Source organism: Pseudomonas sp. rhizo25, from assembly GCF_031931935.1.
GTDB classification, from domain to species: domain Bacteria; phylum Pseudomonadota; class Gammaproteobacteria; order Pseudomonadales; family Pseudomonadaceae; genus Aquipseudomonas; species Aquipseudomonas synxantha.
Genome location: NZ_JAUJXA010000006.1, coordinates 64,147 through 79,989 on the forward strand (window position 1 = coordinate 64,147; position 15,843 = coordinate 79,989).

Consider the following 15,843-nt stretch of genomic DNA (forward strand, 5'->3'; position numbering starts at 1 on the left):
CTTGTGTAGGAATATTTGGAAGTTGGTGTTTCCCTGCGGAAACTGCATCTTTTTCCTACAAAGGCTGTCCGCCTGCAGCGAGTTCCAAGAGATGTTTTTCAGGGACTGAAAAGTCCTTTTTCCTTAGGGGTGAAACACCTTGGCCAAGATTCTCGTGGTTACATCCGGCAAGGGTGGTGTGGGTAAGACCACCACCAGCGCCGCTATCGGTACCGGCCTCGCTCTGCGCGGCCACAAGACAGTCATCGTCGACTTCGACGTCGGTTTGCGTAACCTCGACCTGATCATGGGCTGCGAACGCCGCGTGGTGTACGACTTCGTCAACGTAGTCAACGGCGAAGCCAACCTGCAACAGGCCCTGATCAAGGATAAGCGCCTTGAAAACCTGTACGTGCTGGCCGCCAGCCAGACCCGTGACAAGGATGCGCTGACCAAAGAGGGCGTAGGCAAGGTCCTCGCCGAGCTGAAAGAAACTTTCGAATACGTGGTATGCGATTCCCCGGCCGGTATCGAGACCGGTGCTCACCTGGCGATGTACTTCGCCGATGAAGCCATCGTGGTGACCAACCCGGAAGTCTCCTCGGTACGTGACTCGGACCGCATGCTCGGCCTGTTGGCCAGCAAGTCCAAGCGCGCCGAAGAAGGCCAGGACCCGATCAAGGAACACCTGCTGCTCACCCGCTACAACCCTGAGCGCGTCAGCAATGGTGAAATGCTCGGCGTTGAAGACGTGAAGGAAATCCTCGCAGTGACCCTGCTGGGCGTGATCCCGGAATCCCAGGCCGTGCTTAAGGCATCCAACCAGGGCGTGCCAGTGATTCTCGACGACCAGAGCGACGCCGGCCAGGCGTATAGCGATGCCGTGGATCGCTTGCTGGGCAAGACCGTGGAACACCGCTTCCTCGATGTCAAGAAGAAGGGATTCTTCGAGCGTATCTTTGGAGGCAACTAAACAATGAAATTTCTCGACTTCTTTCGCGCCAACAAAAAGCCAAGTACCGCGTCGGTAGCGAAAGAGCGTCTACAGATCATCGTGGCGCACGAACGCGGCCAACGCAGCACGCCGGACTACCTGCCAGCCTTGCAGAAGGAACTGGTCGAGGTGATCCGCAAGTACGTCAATATCGGTAACGATGACGTGCATGTCGCCCTGGAAAATGACGGCAGTTGCTCGATTCTGGAACTCAATATCACCCTGCCCGATCGTTGATCGAAAGGGCGGTCGCCACGGCGGCTCGGTCACCTTGATCCCTCTTCGGGAGCCAGGTGGTCGAGCCGCCGTTGGCGTTTGTTACGAGGCTGTTTAATGCCGCTGTCCAATATCCATATCCTGCATCAGGACGATGCCGTCCTGGTGGTGAACAAGCCGACCCTGCTGCTCTCGGTGCCGGGTCGCGCCGACGACAACAAGGATTGCCTGATTACCCGCCTGCAGGAAAACGGCTACCCCGAGGCCCGGATCGTCCATCGCCTGGACTGGGAAACCTCCGGGATCATCCTGTTGGCCCGCGACGCCGACACCCACCGCGAACTGTCCCGCCAGTTTCACGACCGCGAAACAGAAAAAGCCTACACCGCCCTGGCCTGGGGCCAGCCGGAACTGGACAGCGGCAGCATCGACCTGCCCCTGCGCTACGACCCGCCGACCAAGCCACGGCATGTGGTGGACCACGAGTTCGGCAAGCACGCCCTGACCTTCTGGAAAGTGCTGGAGCGTTGTGGCGACTGGTGCCGCGTGGAACTGACGCCGATCACCGGGCGCTCGCACCAGTTGCGTGTGCATATGCTGTCCATCGGGCATCCGCTGCTGGGTGATGGCTTGTATGCCCATGAACAAGCGTTGGCTGCCTGGCCGCGGCTGTGCCTGCATGCAAGCATGCTCAGTTTCACCCATCCACAAAGCGGCGAGCGCTTGCGCTTCGAGTGCCCTGCCCCGTTCTAGAATTGGCAATACAATCAAAACTGTGGGAGGGGGCTTGCTCCCGATGGCGGAGTGTCAGTCACTGTATTTGCTCACTGACACACCGCCATCGGGAGCAAGCCCCCTCCCACATTTAGTTCTGTGTCAGTTCTAGACACCGAGTCAAACCAATACGGTAAACTCCGCGCATTGCTGTCTGGAGCTATTTATGCGCGAAGCGTTGAATCAAGGCCTGATCGACTTCCTCAAGGCCTCCCCTACTCCTTTTCATGCCACTGCCGCCCTCGCCCAACGCCTGGAAGCGGCCGGTTACCAGCGTCTCGACGAGCGCGACACCTGGGCCACCGAGGCCAACGGTCGCTATTACGTGACCCGCAACGACTCCTCGATCATCGCCTTCAAGCTCGGCCGTCACTCGCCGCTGCAGGGCGGCATCCGCCTGGTCGGCGCCCACACCGACAGCCCATGCCTGCGGGTCAAGCCCCAGCCTGAGCTGCAACGCCAGGGTTTCTGGCAGTTAGGGGTAGAAGTCTACGGCGGCGCGCTGCTGGCACCGTGGTTCGACCGCGACCTGTCCCTGGCCGGCCGCGTGACCTTCCGCCGTGACGGCAAGGTCGAAAGCCAGCTGATCGATTTCAAGCTGCCCATCGCGATCATTCCCAACCTGGCCATTCACCTCAACCGTGAAGCCAACCAAGGCTGGGCGATCAATGCCCAGACCGAGCTGCCGCCGATCCTCGCGCAATTTGCCGGTGACGAACGCGTGGACTTCCGCGCCGTACTCACCGAGCAGTTGGCCCGCGAGCATGGGTTGAACGCTGATGTGGTGCTCGACTACGAGCTGAGCTTCTACGACACCCAAAGTGCCGCGGTCATCGGCCTCAATGGCGATTTCATCGCCGGTGCGCGCCTGGACAACCTGCTGTCGTGCTACGCCGGCCTGCAAGCCTTGCTGACCAGCGAGACCGACGAAACCTGCGTGCTGGTGTGCAACGACCACGAAGAAGTCGGCTCCTGCTCGGCCTGCGGCGCCGATGGCCCGATGCTGGAACAGACCCTGCGCCGCCTGTTGCCCGAAGGTGATGAGTTCGTACGCACCATTCAGAAATCCCTTCTAGTATCGGCCGACAATGCCCACGGCATACACCCCAACTACGCCGAGAAGCATGACGCCAACCACGGCCCGAAACTCAACGCCGGCCCGGTAATCAAGGTCAACAGCAACCAGCGCTACGCCACCAACAGCGAAACCGCCGGGTTTTTCCGCCACTTGTGCATGGCCGAGGAAGTGCCGGTGCAGAGTTTTGTAGTACGCAGCGACATGGGTTGCGGCTCGACGATTGGGCCTATTACCGCCAGCCACCTGGGCGTGCGTACCGTGGATATCGGCTTGCCGACCTTTGCCATGCACTCCATTCGTGAACTGTGCGGCAGCCATGACCTGGCGCATCTGGTGAAGGTGCTGGGTGCGTTTTATGCGAGCCGCGACCTGCCCTGATTTGATGGGCGAAATGTGATCGAAGTGTGGGAGCAAGTCGAATCGTCGCACCGCCCCTCCCACATTGGGTTCTGTGTACTGCCAAACTGACTTGCATCACCTGCACTTCCTGCAATCGCGCCTAGACTTGTCAAAACTTCCACTGTGACAAGGCTATTGCTCCCATGATCTCAATGTCCTCCTTCCACGCCATGCTGATTCCCATCGTGATCGGCATGATCATGCTCGCGGTCGGTTTCAACTTTCGCGACAAGCCCCTCGGCGTGTTCGGCATGTGGATCGGCATGCTGTTGATCCTGGGCACCGTGGTGTACAAGATTCTCGCCAAACTGGCGGAATGATAAATGCGCTCGCATTGGGCATAGCGGCCTCGTACACTCGGTCAATTCGTCGTTTTCAAGGTTGACCGCCTCGTGTTCTCCCGTCTGTTTGCCCTGCCCTGCTACCTGCTGATCGCCCTGCTCACACTGCTGCCGTTCACGTCCGCCCAAGCCGTAGGCTTGCCCGGCATGCTGGGCGGCTCCAGCAAGACCCAACCCCAGGCCGAAGTGCCGCTGGGGCAGTCGCTGGACGAGGTGATCAAGACTCTGGAAAACGATCAGCAGCGCACCCAATTGCTGAGCGACCTGAAGAAACTGCGCGCCGCTACGCAAAAGGCCCAGCCCGCCGCCGAACAAGGCGTGCTCGGATTGATCGGCAGTACGCTGTCGGGCTTTGAACAGCAGTTTTCCGGTGCCGACAGCCCACTGGGGCGCTGGTCGAATGAAGTCGATCTGGCCAAGGATGAACTGGGTGCGCTGATGCTGCCGGCCAACGAGTGGCTGCCGATCATCTTCGGCTTTGCCGTGATCCTGGCGGTGTGGAGTCTGCTGGCCGCCGCGTTGATCTGGCTCAGCCACCGGGTACGCGAGCGCTTCGGCCTGCCCGAGGAGTTGCCGCAACACCCGCGGACCTGGGACATGCTGCGCTTTGCCCTGCGCAAGCTTGGGCCCTGGCTGATCGCCCTGGTGATCACGGTTTACCTCAGCTACGCCCTGCCGTCATCCCTGGGTAAATCACTGGCGATGGTGCTGGCCTATGCCTTGGTGATCGGCACCTGTTTCTCGGCGATCTGCGTGATTGCCTTCTCCGTGCTCGACGGCCCACACCGCCACCGCGCCCTGTATATCCTGCGCCACCAGGCGTTCCGCCCGTTGTGGTGGATCGGCAGTTTTGCCGCCTTCGGTGAAGCCCTGAGCGACCCGCGCCTGGTCGAGGCGCTCGGCCAACACCTTGCCCATACCGCCGCGACTGTGGCCAATGTGATGGCGGCGCTGTCCACAGGCGTATTTATCCTGCGTTTCCGCCGGCCGATCGCGCACCTGATCCGCAACCAGCCGCTGTCGCGTCGCCTGACCCGTCGCGCTCTCACCGACACCCTTTCAATCATCGGCACCTTCTGGTACATCCCGGCCTTGCTGTTGGTGGGTATCTCGCTGTTCGCCACCTTCCTGTCGGCCGGCGACACCAGCACCGCCCTGCGCCAGTCGCTGCTGTGCACGGTGCTGCTGGTGTTGTGCATGGTGATCAACGGCTTGGTGCGCCGCCACGCCCTCAAGCCGCAACGCGGGCACAAGCGCCATGCGCTGTACTCCGAGCGCCTCAAAGGCTTTGTCTACACCCTGGTGCACCTGGTGGTGTGGCTGGTGTTTATCGAGTTGGGGCTGCGGGTGTGGGGCCTGTCGATGATTCGCTTTACCGAAGGTGACGGCCATGAAATAGCCGTGAAGCTGTTCGGCCTCGCAGGCACCTTGCTGTTTGCCTGGCTGATCTGGATCCTCAGCGACACCGCGATCCACCACGCCCTGACCCGCTCACGCAAAGGCCTGGCCAACGCGCGTGCGCAAACCATGATGCCGCTGATCCGCAACGTGCTGTTCGTGACCATCTTCATCATCGCCGCCATCGTGGCCCTGGCGAACATGGGCATGAACGTCACGCCACTGCTGGCCGGTGCGGGCGTGATCGGTATCGCCATCGGCTTTGGTGCGCAGTCGCTGGTAGCGGACTTGATCACCGGCTTGTTCATCATCATCGAAGACTCCCTGGCCATCGACGACTACGTAGACGTCGGCGGCCACCTCGGCACGGTGGAAGGCCTGACCATCCGCACCGTGCGCCTGCGCGATATCGACGGCATCGTGCACACCATCCCGTTCAGCGAAATCAAGAGCATCAAGAACTACTCCCGGGAGTTTGGCTACGCGATCTTCCGGGTGGCGATCCCCTACAACATGGAAATCGACGATGCGATCAAGCTGATGCGTGATGTCGGGCATGCCATGCGCAACGACCCGCTGCAACGCCGTAATATCTGGTCGCCGCTGGAGATCCAGGGTGTGGAAAGCTTCGAGTCCGGCAGTGCGATCCTGCGCGCACGTTTCAAGACCGCACCAATCAAGCAGTGGGAAGTGTCGCGGGCGTTCAATCTGTCGCTCAAGCGCCACCTGGATGAAGCCGGGCTCGACCTGGCGACACCGCGCTTGAGTGTGCAGGTGGTCACCGCCGGCACGGTGCAGGAGAAAGAACCAGAACAATAAAGAAGGAGAGGTTTGTATGCGTTTGAACGGTTTGAAACATCAATGGGTGTTCGGCTTGCTCTGCGGGGTTGCCAGCAGCGCAGTGATTGCCGCCAGCAGTGGTCAGGATAGCGCCCGGGAGGAAATTGCCGCCCAGGCGAAGATCCTTGAACCGAGCCTGCTCGAAACCCGCCGCGATATCCACGCCCATCCAGAGCTGGGCAACGCCGAAACCCGCACCGCAGAATTGGTCGCCAAACAGCTGCGCGAGCTGGGCCTTGAGGTCAAGACGGGCGTGGCGCGCACCGGCGTCGTCGCGGTCCTGAAAGGCGCCCTGCCCGGCCCGACCGTGGCCCTGCGCGCCGACATGGATGCGCTGCCAGTCAAGGAAATCGCCGACCTGCCCTTCGCCTCCAAGGCCAAGGGCACCTACCTGGGCAAGGAAGTCGACGTGATGCACGCCTGCGGCCACGACGCCCATACCGCTATCCTGCTGAGCACTGCGAAAATTCTTACTGGCATGCGCGAGCGTTTGCCTGGCACCGTGGTGTTCTATTTCCAACCGGCCGAAGAAGGCCCCAGCGACTTCAGCCCCGACGGCAAGAACACCTGGGGCGCGAAGATGATGGTGCAGGAAGGCGTGATGAAAGCGCCGAAGCCGGATGCGGTGTTCGGCCTGCATGTGTGGGCCGGCGTACCGGCCGGGCAGATCGCCTACCGCCCGGGCCCGACCCTGGCCAGCTCCGACGACCTGCGCATCAAGATCCTCGGCAAACAGACCCACGCGGGGCAGCCCTGGAACGGCATCGACCCGATCACCGTCGGCGCACAAACCATTGTCGGTTTGCAGACCGTGGTCAGCCGCCGCACCAATATTTCGTCATCGCCCTCGGTGGTGAGCATCGGCACCATCAACGGTGGCACCCGCTACAACATCATCCCCGAGTCGCTGGAGATGACCGGCACCATCCGCTCCTATGACTACGGCATTCGCCAGAAGCTGCATGCAGATGTGCGCCAGACCGTAGAGAAGATTGCCGAAAGCGGCGGCGCCAAGGCCGAAGTGACGATCATCGAGAAGTACGACCCCACCATCAACAACCCGGCACTGACCGAGAAAATGCTGCCGAGCCTGCGTTGGGCAGCCCGGGATGACGTGGTGCAAGGCCCGTTGGTAGGAGGCGCGGAAGACTTCTCGTTTTATGCCAAGGAAGCGCCGGGATTGTTCGTGTTCCTGGGGGTAACGCCGAGGGACCAGGACATGAGCAAGGCGGCGCCGAATCACAACCCGGGGTTCTTCGTGGATGAGTCGGCGTTGGTGGTGGGGGTGAGGACGCTGGCGTCGCTGGCGACGGATTACCTGTACACCCACACACCCCTGTAGGAGCGAGCTTGCTCGCGAAGTACTTCAGAGCGCCGCGTTTACTCAAGGTGACCGCGGCGTTCTTGCGTTCTTCGCGAGCAAGCTCGCTCCTACAGGGTATTGTGGTGAATCAGTTGACCAGCTCAGCGCTGTCCATCTTCTGGCGCAGGCTCAACGGGCGCATATCGGTCCACACTTGCTCGATATAGGCCAGGCACTCTTTCTTCATGCCGCTCTTGCCTACGGTGCGCCAGCCTTCGGGCACGGCCTTGTAGTCAGGCCAGATCGAATACTGCTCTTCGTGGTTGACCACTACCTGAAACAGGATGTCATCGCGGTCAAATACTGAGGTCATTGCTGTTCTCCGTCGCTCAAAGGCTGGCTGCGCACCACGCGCAGCACTGATATCTGTAGAAACGTATCAAGGGCCTGGAAAATTAGACGCCGGCAACCGCCGCCGCCAAGGCGCGCCCGAAGATCTCGGCCACTTGGTCGATTTCGCCGGCGGTAATCACCAACGGTGGCAGGAAGCGCACTACGCTGCCATGGCGCCCACCCAGCTCCAGGATCAGGCCGCGCTTGAGGCACTCACGCTGCACCAGCGGCGCCAACTGGCGATGCACCGGTGGGTGGCCCTGGACATCCGGCGTGCCTGTCGGGTCCACCAACTCCACCCCCAACATCAGCCCGCGACCACGGATATCCCCCAGTTGCGGGAAGTCGCGCTGCAAGATGCGCAGGTGTTCCGCCAGACGTTCACCCATGGCCGCCGCATGGCTCGCCAGGTCGTGTTCCCTGAGATACCGCATGACCGCCGAGCCCGCTGCCATCGCCATCTGGTTGCCCCGGAACGTACCGGCATGGGCGCCCGGCAGCCAAGTGTCGAGCCAGTCGCGATACACCACCACAGCCAACGGCAGGCTGCCGCCAATGGCCTTGGACATGACCACCACGTCTGGGATGATGCCGGCGTGTTCGAAGGCAAACATCTTGCCGGTGCGCCCAAAGCCACTCTGGATTTCATCGACGATCAGCGCCACACCGGCCTGCTCGGTGATACGCCGCAGGCCGCGCAACCAATCGAGGTCTGCAGGAATTACACCGCCCTCGCCCTGCACCACCTCAACAATCACTGCCGCCGGTAGCAACACGCCCGCCTCCGGATCGTTGAGCAGGTTTTCCAGGTAATGCAGGTTGACCTGCACACCTTGCGCGCCGCCCAAACCGAACGGGCAACGGTAGTCATACGGGAACGGCAGGAATTGCACGCCATTGCCGAGCAACGCGCCCAGGGGTTTTTTCGGCCCCAGGCTGCCCATCAGGCTCAAGGCGCCCTGGCTCATGCCGTGATAGCCACCCTGGAACGACAGCACAGTGCTGCGCCCAGTGGCGGTGCGCACCAGCTTCAATGCAGCTTCTACCGCATCGGTGCCAGTGGGGCCGCAGAACTGGATCTTCGCTTCCCGCGCCAATTCAGAGGGCAGCAAGCCGAACAGGTCCTGCACGAACTGATCCTTGACCGGCGTGGTCAGGTCAAGGGTGTGCAGCGGCAGTTCGTCGCTCAGCACTTGCCGGATGGCCTGGATCACCACCGGGTGGTTATGCCCCAGCGCGAGCGTCCCGGCACCAGCCAGGCAGTCGATGAAACGACGCCCTTCGACGTCTTCCACATAAATACCTTTGGCGCGCTTGAGCGCCAGAGGGATGCGCCGCGGGTAGCTGCGGGCGTTGGACTCCTGCTGGCGCTGGCGGACCAGCAACGGGTTTTCGTCGAACTGATAGAGCGTTTCCGCAGGCGCCGCGGCGTCTTCGGTACGGCTGGTAGCGACTGACATCTCTGGATCCCTCGATACGCGGGTGATGGTGACCAAACTGCCGATCCGTTGGCGTCTGGCCCAAGGGCATGCGCACGGATTTCCTGTTCTGGAGACGCATCAGCGAGATGAGGATTTAGGGAACGGGCTGGTTAACTGATGAATGAAGATCCAAATGTGGGAGGGGGCTTGCCCCCGATAGCGGTAGGTCAGTAAAAAATATGCTAACTGACACACTGCTATCGGGGGCAAGCCCCCTCCCACATTTGAACAGCGTTCGAATCAAATTCCGCGGTATTTTTCGTTCAGCGCATACAGGATCGCGCAGGTCTGCGCATCCAGGACGCCGCGATAATCCTGTGACCGAAAGTGCATCTGGAATGCCCGGGTTCGCAGCTCGAACGCCTGGCGATTCTGCGCCGGCTTATACCCATAGCGCTGGAAAGCCCGCTCCACCTCGACCTCGGGTGGCAACCTGACACTGAACCGGCGCTGGTACATCGCGCGCGTGGCCTCATCAAACCAGGCCCCCAGCCCCGCTTCATGCAAGCGACACCAGGGGAACCGCGGCCCCGGATCACTCTTGCGCCAATACGCCACGTCCGCGTGACCGACGATGTCAGTGGCGGTGATCTGCGGATAGCGTCCAAGGATGTCTCGGATCAAGGCAATGAGCATATCGACCTGAGCGTTGGGATACGCCGGAAAATTGAATACGCCCTTGTCGTCGCGCGCCAGGTTGACGATCTCGATGCCAATCGACCGGCTGTTGAGGTTGTCAATCCCGTCCCAGTCGCTCACCCCCGCATGCCAGGCACGCTTGTCCTCATCCACCAGGCGGAACACGCGCAACTCTTCATAACCGGCAGCACGGTAACTGGGCTCATCCGGGTCGGGCAACAAATAGTGAGCGCTCACGCCACCCTGGGTCAGGGTGCGCAAGGCCGAGGCAAAGGGCCCGGCGGTGTAATGCAGGATCACCTGCCGCACGCTTTCGCCGTCGCGGTCATTGAAATCCCTGGCAGGAAAACTGGTATCGATTACCAACATAAAAAGAGCCGTCCTTTTCATTTCGGACCGAATCATTCGGCCCGTTCAAGCGCAAAAAATTACCGCCATCCTGAAGGTGTCAATGTCAGGCAGGCGGTAATTATTTGGCACGTGAAAAAACGATTCAGCGACGCAGCGGCATGCCCAGGTCAACCCGCAGCCCATCGGGCTGGCTGTCGAATGCCAACGAGCAGGAGCAGCGCTGCACAATCGCCTGGACGATCGCCAGGCCCAGGCCACAGCCTTCGCTGTTGCCGTTGCGCCAGAAACGCTGGGTGAGGCATTGCAGGTCTTCGCTGGAGATCTGCTTGCCATGGTCACGCACGCGAAACAGCACCTGATCGACACTGCTGGACACGCTCAACTCCACCCGGGTATCGGCCGGAGTGTGGCGCAAGGCGTTGTCCAGCAAGTTGCGCAAGGCCGCGACAGCCAGGCCCACGGGCATCTCCACCGGGCTGGCGGCAAGATCGTGGGCCAGGACCAGGTCGATCCGACGATTGTCGCCAGCGTTGGCATCCTGGATCGCCAACCTGGCGACTTCCTCGGCACTGGACTGCAAGCCGTCGTCAAACGACAGGCTGCCTTCCACCCGCGCCAACAGCAATAACTGCTCCAGGGTGCGATGCAAGCGGTCGGCGCCTTCCTCGGCGTGGGCCAGGGACTGGTCGCGGGCCGCACCCTCGGTCATGCGCGCCACTTGCAGGTGGGTCTTGATCGCCGTCAGCGGACTGCGCAGCTCATGGGCGGCATCACCGGTAAGGCGGCGCTCGCGCTCAATAGTCTTGGCGATGCGTTGCAACAGTTGGTTCTGGGTGTCGAGCAGCGGCTTGAGCTCGCTGGGTAACGGATGGATCTGCAGCGGTTCGAGAGAGTCCGCACTGCGGCGCATCAAGGCGTCACGCATGCGGTTGAGCGGCACCAGGCTTTGGCCGATGCCCAGCCACAACAGGCACAGGCAACCCAGCAAGGCCACGCCGACGGGCACCGAGGCGGCGAGCAGGATCGACAGGTTCAGCGCCTCGCGCTCCACCTGGCGGTCGGCGGTGGTGATCAGCAAGTCGCCACGGGACAAGGTGAAAGTGCGCCAGCCCACGCCATCGATCATCTGATCGCGAAAACCGCTCCTGCGCGACTCCAGCCCTTCCTCAGGCGTGGTGTGGCTGCGCGCCAGGATCTCGCCGCGCAGCGAGCTGACCTGGCACGCCATGCCTCCCGGCACATTCAGCTGTTCGGTACGCAGATGTGCGCCACCGCTGACACTGGCCAACCCCGGCATCTGCTCGGTCAGCCCCGCCACCATGCGCGCCGAGGCCACCAGGCGCTGGTCGAGGGAGAACATCATCTGGTTGCGCAAATCGTTGAGCATCCAGGCGGCCGCCAGCACCCAGATCAGCACAAAAGCGGCGCCCAGCTTGAACGTCAGGCGCAGGCGCAGGCTCTTCACTTGCTGTTCTCTCCAGCATCCGCCGGGCCCAGGCGATAGCCAAGGCCGCGCACGGTCTCGACGATGCCGTTGCCCAATTTGCGCCGCAGGTGATGGATATGCACATTGAGCGCATTGCTTTCCAGTTCGTCGCTGAACCCGTAGACGCTGTCCTTGAGCTGCTCGCTGGACAGCACGCGGCCCTTGTTGTGCAGCAGCGCCTGCAACAGCGCCTGTTCGCGACGTGACAGGTCCACCGGCTGGCCACCCAGGAAGGTTTCACGGCTGCTGGGGTCGTAGGCCAGTCGCCCGTGTTCGATCAGGTTGACGCTGCGCCCCGCCACCCGGCGCAACAGGGTTTGCAGGCGGGCGGCGAGTTCGCGCAGGTCGAAGGGCTTGAGCAGGTAGTCATCGGCGCCGGCTTGCAAACCATCGACGCGGTTGGTCACCGAGTCCCGCGCCGTGAGGATCAGCACCGGAATCTCCAGGCCTTGGCTGCGCTGTTGTTGCAGCAGCTTGAGGCCGTCTTCGTCCGGAAGGCCGAGGTCGAGCACCATGATGTCGAAGGCCGCCGCCTTGAGCATCGCCCGCGCAGCGCCAGCCGTGGCCACGCGCTCCACGGTAAAACCCTGGGCGGTGAGGCCGGCCACGATGCCGCTGGCGATCAGTTCGTCGTCTTCGCAGACCAGTACGTGCATGCTGAGCCCTTCATAAAAGATGCGGGTGATTAGAAAAGGCACGGATTAAGCGCGCATTATGCGGTCAAAGTTCACAACATCAGATTTTCCCTACACTCTAGAATAGCGTCCGGTTAATCATCGGTTAATCAGCGCCACACATTGTGTGCCTCACTTGCATCGAACTAAGGCTTGACCATGCGGCATCTGTTTATCTTTCTGCTGGTGTTGTTCGCGGGATTCGCCCAGGCAGCGCCGGGTAACCCCTTCGAAACCAAACCTGATTTTCTCCCGGTGGGCAAGGCCTTCACTTTTACCTCCGAACGTCTTGAAAGTGGCGAAACCCAACTGTATTGGCAGATTGCCGACGGTTACTACCTGTACCAGCAGCGCATGAAGTTCGAGGGTTTGGCCGAGCAACCGGTACTGCCCCAGGGTGAAGCCCATAGCGATGAGTTCTTCGGCGAGCAGCAGGTATATCGCCAAGGCCTGGAAGTGAAGATCCCCGCCGGCGCCACCGGCCAGGTCAAGCTGGGCTGGCAGGGCTGTGCCGATGCGGGCCTGTGTTATCCGCCGCAATCGATTACCGTGGACCTGGGCGGCAACCCGGCCGTCGCTGCTACCGCGCAGGCCCAGGACCAGAGCCTGGCCAGCGGCTTGCAACAGCGCAGCCTGGGCTGGAGCCTGCTGGTGTTCTTTGGCCTGGGCCTGCTGCTGGCGTTTGCGCCCTGCTCGCTGCCAATGCTGCCGATTCTTGCCGGCCTGGTGGTTGGCAGTGGCGCCAGCCCCCGGCGCGGCTTTGCCTTGGCCGGCAGCTACGTGGTGTGCATGGCGCTGGTGTACGCGGCCCTGGGGGTGATGGCCGCGTTGCTCGGCGCCAACCTCGCCGCGTTACTGCAGACCCCTTGGATCCTCGGCAGTTTTGCCGCATTGTTCGTGATCCTCGCCTTGCCGATGTTCGGCTTCTTCGAACTGCAACTGCCCGCCTTCCTGCGTGACCGCCTCGACAACGTCAGCCGCCAGCAAAGCGGCGGCAGCCTGGTGGGTGCCGGCATTCTCGGCGCGTTGTCCGGCCTGCTGGTGGGCCCGTGCATGACTGCGCCCCTGGCCGGCGCCCTGCTGTATATCGCCCAAAGTGGCAATGCGCTGCACGGTGGCCTGATCCTGTTCGCCATGGGTATCGGTATCGGCATTCCGCTGTTATTGCTGGTCACCGTGGGCAATCGCTTCCTGCCCAAGCCGGGCACTTGGATGAACGTGCTCAAGGGCATCTTCGGCTTCCTGTTCCTGGGCACCGCCGTGCTGATGATTCGCCCGGTGGTCGGCGACAGCCTGTGGATCGGCCTGTGGGGCGCCTTGGCCCTGGTAATGGCCTATTGCGGCTGGACGCTGGCCCGTGAGTCCGGCCCCGCAGCCAAGATGTGTGGCGCAGGCTCCTTGGTACTGGGCCTGTGGGGCGCGGTACTGGTGGTGGGCGCGGCCGGTGGCAGCGATGAGTTGTGGCAACCGTTGAAGGTCTACAGCGGCTCGCGGGTCGCCGATGCGCCGAGCGCCCACGATGCGTTCACCACCCTCAACGACCCGGGCGCGCTGCAAAGCCAGCTCGAAAGTGCCAAGGCCCAGGGCCAATGGGTACTGCTGGACTACTACGCCGACTGGTGCGTGTCGTGCAAGATCATGGAGAAACAGGTATTCGGTAAACCCGAAGTGATGGACGCACTGAAAGACGTGCGCCTGCTGCGCCTGGACGTCACCGCCGACAACGCCGCCAGCCGCGAACTGCTGGGCCGCTACAAGGTGCCGGGGCCACCGAGCTTCGTGTGGATCGGCCCGGACGGTGACGAACGCCGTGCCCAGCGCATCACCGGCGAAGTGGATGCCGCTGCCTTCCTGCAACGCTGGACCCAGACGCGGGACGCTCTCTGATGCTGACTTTCACCATCGGCACCTTCGCCATCGCCCTGAATCACCTGCTGCTGATCAGCGCGTTGATGCTCGCCACCCTGGTGGGCTGGCGGGTGGCCAAGCGTGGCGGTGAGAACCCGGAGTCGGTGCTGTTCAGCCTGTTCCTGCTGGGCCTGCTCGCCGCCCGCGTCAGCTTTGTGCTGATGTACTGGAGTTATTACAGCGACGACTGGGTCGAGATGGTCGACCTGCGTGACGGTGGCTTTCTCGCCTGGCCCGGGATCATCACGCTGATTATCGGCTCGCTGGTCTATGGCTGGCGTCGCCCGGCCCTGCGCAAGCCGCTCAGCGCCGGGGTGATCACTGGCCTGCTGTTCTGGGGCATGACCAGCCTGTCCCTCAGCGTCTACGAAAAAGGCACGCGCCTGCCGGATATCACCTTGCGCAATGCCAACGGCGAAGTGGTGCAACTGGCGGACTACCAGGGCGGCCCGCTGGTGATCAACCTGTGGGCCACCTGGTGCCCGCCGTGCCGCCGCGAAATGCCGGTGCTGGAAAACGCCCAGCGCATGCGCCCGGACGTGACCTTCCTGTTCGTCAACCAGGCCGAAAGCATGCAAAGCGTCAGCACCTACCTGGCCACCCAGGGCCTGAACCTCGACAATGTGCTGTTCGACGCCAGCGGCCGCCTCGGCCAGGCCGTGGGCTCCATGGCCCTGCCGACCACGCTGTTCTACCAAGCCGATGGGCGCCTGATCAACAGCCACCTGGGCGAACTCTCCGATGCCAGCCTGGCCCGTGCCATGGAACCCTTCGACAACACCCAGACAAGGAAACCGACATGCCTCGCCTCCGCCACCTGCTGACCCTGCTGCCTTTGACCTTCTTGTCACTCAGCGCAACCGTCACCCTGGCCCAGGCCGAAGACTGGCCGGCACCGATCAAGCAGATCGAAGCCAAGGGCGCCAAGATCCTCGGCAAGTTCGACGCCCCCGGCGGCCTCACCGGCTACGCCGCCCAGTACCAGAACCGTGGCATGGCCCTGTACCTGACGGCCGACGGCAAGAACGTGATCGCCGGCAGCCTCTACGACGCCCAAGGCAATGACCTGAGCAGCGCGCCCCTGGAAAAACTGGTGTACGCGCCGATGGCCAAGGAAGTCTGGGCCAAGATGGAAAAAAGCAGCTGGATCCAGGACGGCGATAAAAACGCGCCGCGCACCGTCTACCTGTTCAGCGACCCCAACTGCCCCTACTGCAACATGTTCTGGGAACAGGCCCGCCCATGGGTCAAGGCCGGCAAAGTGCAGTTGCGCCACATCATGGTCGGCATCATCCGCGAAGACAGCCCGGGCAAATCCGCCGCCCTGCTCGCCGCCAAGGACCCACAGAAGGCCTTGCAGGAACACGAAGCCGCCGGCAAGGGCAGCCAGCTCAAGGCCATGGAGAAGATCCCGGCCGATGTCGAGGCCAAGCTCGATGCCAATATGAAGTTGATGGATGAACTGGAGTTGTCGGCGACGCCAGCGATTTTCTATCTGGATGATAAAGGCGGGTTGCAGCAGCAGCAGGGGGCGCCGTCGCCGGATAAGTTGGTGAAGATACTCGGGCCGAAATAAGCGCTGCCTGAAC

At 62.2% G+C, this 15,843-nt stretch carries 15 protein-coding genes; 10 read left to right on the forward strand and 5 right to left on the reverse strand.

Features of this window, described 5'->3' with window-relative positions:
- Positions 1–139: 139 nt before the first annotated feature.
- The 7 genes from minD to QZR30_RS15310 all read left to right on the forward strand — a co-directional run bounded on the left by minD (position 140) and on the right by QZR30_RS15310 (position 7,361).
- A complete protein-coding gene (gene minD, locus QZR30_RS15280; protein ID WP_003175251.1) occupies positions 140–952 on the forward strand; it encodes a septum site-determining protein MinD in 813 nt (270 codons plus the stop codon).
- Positions 953–955: 3 nt separating this feature from the next.
- A complete protein-coding gene (gene minE, locus QZR30_RS15285) occupies positions 956–1,210 on the forward strand; it encodes a cell division topological specificity factor MinE (protein WP_003175252.1) in 255 nt (84 codons plus the stop codon).
- A 96-nt stretch (positions 1,211–1,306) separates the two neighbouring features.
- Positions 1,307–1,942 carry an RluA family pseudouridine synthase gene (locus QZR30_RS15290; RefSeq protein ID WP_005789965.1) on the forward strand — a complete coding sequence of 212 codons (636 nt, stop codon included), beginning with the start codon at positions 1,307–1,309 and terminating at the stop codon, positions 1,940–1,942.
- Positions 1,943–2,129: 187 nt separating this feature from the next.
- A complete protein-coding gene (locus QZR30_RS15295) occupies positions 2,130–3,419 on the forward strand; it encodes a M18 family aminopeptidase (protein ID WP_046071837.1) in 1,290 nt (429 codons plus the stop codon).
- A gap of 164 nt (positions 3,420–3,583) precedes the next feature.
- On the forward strand, positions 3,584–3,760 hold the full coding sequence (locus QZR30_RS15300) for a hypothetical protein (protein ID WP_164484829.1): 177 nt from the start codon (positions 3,584–3,586) through the stop codon (positions 3,758–3,760).
- 72 nt (positions 3,761–3,832) lie between these two features.
- Complete coding sequence (locus tag QZR30_RS15305) at positions 3,833–5,998, forward strand: mechanosensitive ion channel family protein (protein WP_046071836.1); 2,166 nt, start codon at positions 3,833–3,835, stop codon at positions 5,996–5,998.
- A gap of 16 nt (positions 5,999–6,014) precedes the next feature.
- Complete coding sequence (locus tag QZR30_RS15310) at positions 6,015–7,361, forward strand: amidohydrolase (protein ID WP_059397751.1); 1,347 nt, start codon at positions 6,015–6,017, stop codon at positions 7,359–7,361.
- A 109-nt stretch (positions 7,362–7,470) separates the two neighbouring features.
- Here the strand turns inward: QZR30_RS15310 and QZR30_RS15315 are convergent, their stop codons facing one another.
- From QZR30_RS15315 to QZR30_RS15335, 5 genes are all read right to left on the reverse strand, one after another.
- Positions 7,471–7,695 carry an MbtH family protein gene (locus QZR30_RS15315; RefSeq protein WP_046071834.1) on the reverse strand — a complete coding sequence of 75 codons (225 nt, stop codon included), beginning with the start codon at positions 7,693–7,695 and terminating at the stop codon, positions 7,471–7,473.
- An 82-nt stretch (positions 7,696–7,777) separates the two neighbouring features.
- Complete coding sequence (locus QZR30_RS15320; protein ID WP_311903627.1) at positions 7,778–9,175, reverse strand: aspartate aminotransferase family protein; 1,398 nt, start codon at positions 9,173–9,175, stop codon at positions 7,778–7,780.
- A gap of 261 nt (positions 9,176–9,436) precedes the next feature.
- Positions 9,437–10,204 carry an N-acetylmuramoyl-L-alanine amidase gene (locus tag QZR30_RS15325; RefSeq protein ID WP_046071832.1) on the reverse strand — a complete coding sequence of 256 codons (768 nt, stop codon included), beginning with the start codon at positions 10,202–10,204 and terminating at the stop codon, positions 9,437–9,439.
- A gap of 124 nt (positions 10,205–10,328) precedes the next feature.
- Positions 10,329–11,651: an ATP-binding protein gene (locus QZR30_RS15330; RefSeq protein ID WP_046071831.1), complete on the reverse strand. Its 1,323-nt coding sequence runs from the start codon at positions 11,649–11,651 to the stop codon at positions 10,329–10,331.
- Positions 11,648–12,328: a response regulator gene (locus tag QZR30_RS15335; protein ID WP_046071830.1), complete on the reverse strand. Its 681-nt coding sequence runs from the start codon at positions 12,326–12,328 to the stop codon at positions 11,648–11,650. The genes QZR30_RS15330 and QZR30_RS15335 overlap by 4 nt, the downstream gene beginning before the upstream one ends.
- A 177-nt stretch (positions 12,329–12,505) precedes the next feature.
- Between QZR30_RS15335 and dsbD the strand changes: the two genes are divergently transcribed.
- The 3 genes from dsbD to dsbG are packed head-to-tail and all read left to right on the forward strand — an operon-like array spanning position 12,506 to position 15,830.
- Positions 12,506–14,233, forward strand: a complete 1,728-nt coding sequence (gene dsbD / locus QZR30_RS15340) for a protein-disulfide reductase DsbD (RefSeq protein ID WP_059397752.1) — start codon at positions 12,506–12,508, stop codon at positions 14,231–14,233.
- Entirely contained in the window at positions 14,233–15,078 is an 846-nt protein-coding gene (locus QZR30_RS15345) for a TlpA disulfide reductase family protein (RefSeq protein ID WP_056847937.1), read from the forward strand. Before dsbD ends, QZR30_RS15345 begins: the two co-directional genes overlap by 1 nt.
- The gene (gene dsbG, locus QZR30_RS15350) at positions 15,054–15,830 is read left to right on the forward strand and encodes a thiol:disulfide interchange protein DsbG (protein WP_046071827.1); all 777 of its coding nucleotides are present in this window, start codon (positions 15,054–15,056) and stop codon (positions 15,828–15,830) included. The genes QZR30_RS15345 and dsbG overlap by 25 nt, the downstream gene beginning before the upstream one ends.
- The last annotated feature ends 13 nt before the right edge of the window (positions 15,831–15,843 follow it).

Excerpts from the sequence above, each read along its gene's own strand:
- QZR30_RS15310 (WP_059397751.1), top strand. The coding sequence starts at position 6,015 with ATGCGTTTGAACGGTTTGAAACATCAATGGGTGTTCGGCTTGCTCTGC.
- QZR30_RS15295 (WP_046071837.1), top strand. The coding sequence starts at position 2,130 with ATGCGCGAAGCGTTGAATCAAGGCCTGATCGACTTCCTCAAGGCCTCC.
- dsbD (WP_059397752.1), top strand. The coding sequence starts at position 12,506 with ATGCGGCATCTGTTTATCTTTCTGCTGGTGTTGTTCGCGGGATTCGCC.
- QZR30_RS15300 (WP_164484829.1), top strand. The coding sequence starts at position 3,584 with ATGATCTCAATGTCCTCCTTCCACGCCATGCTGATTCCCATCGTGATC.
- QZR30_RS15325 (WP_046071832.1), bottom strand. The coding sequence starts at position 10,204 with ATGTTGGTAATCGATACCAGTTTTCCTGCCAGGGATTTCAATGACCGC.
- QZR30_RS15290 (WP_005789965.1), top strand. The coding sequence starts at position 1,307 with ATGCCGCTGTCCAATATCCATATCCTGCATCAGGACGATGCCGTCCTG.
- QZR30_RS15335 (WP_046071830.1), bottom strand. The coding sequence starts at position 12,328 with ATGCACGTACTGGTCTGCGAAGACGACGAACTGATCGCCAGCGGCATC.
- dsbG (WP_046071827.1), top strand. The coding sequence starts at position 15,054 with ATGCCTCGCCTCCGCCACCTGCTGACCCTGCTGCCTTTGACCTTCTTG.
- minE (WP_003175252.1), top strand. The coding sequence starts at position 956 with ATGAAATTTCTCGACTTCTTTCGCGCCAACAAAAAGCCAAGTACCGCG.
- QZR30_RS15320 (WP_311903627.1), bottom strand. The coding sequence starts at position 9,175 with ATGTCAGTCGCTACCAGCCGTACCGAAGACGCCGCGGCGCCTGCGGAA.
- QZR30_RS15345 (WP_056847937.1), top strand. The coding sequence starts at position 14,233 with ATGCTGACTTTCACCATCGGCACCTTCGCCATCGCCCTGAATCACCTG.
- QZR30_RS15315 (WP_046071834.1), bottom strand. The coding sequence starts at position 7,695 with ATGACCTCAGTATTTGACCGCGATGACATCCTGTTTCAGGTAGTGGTC.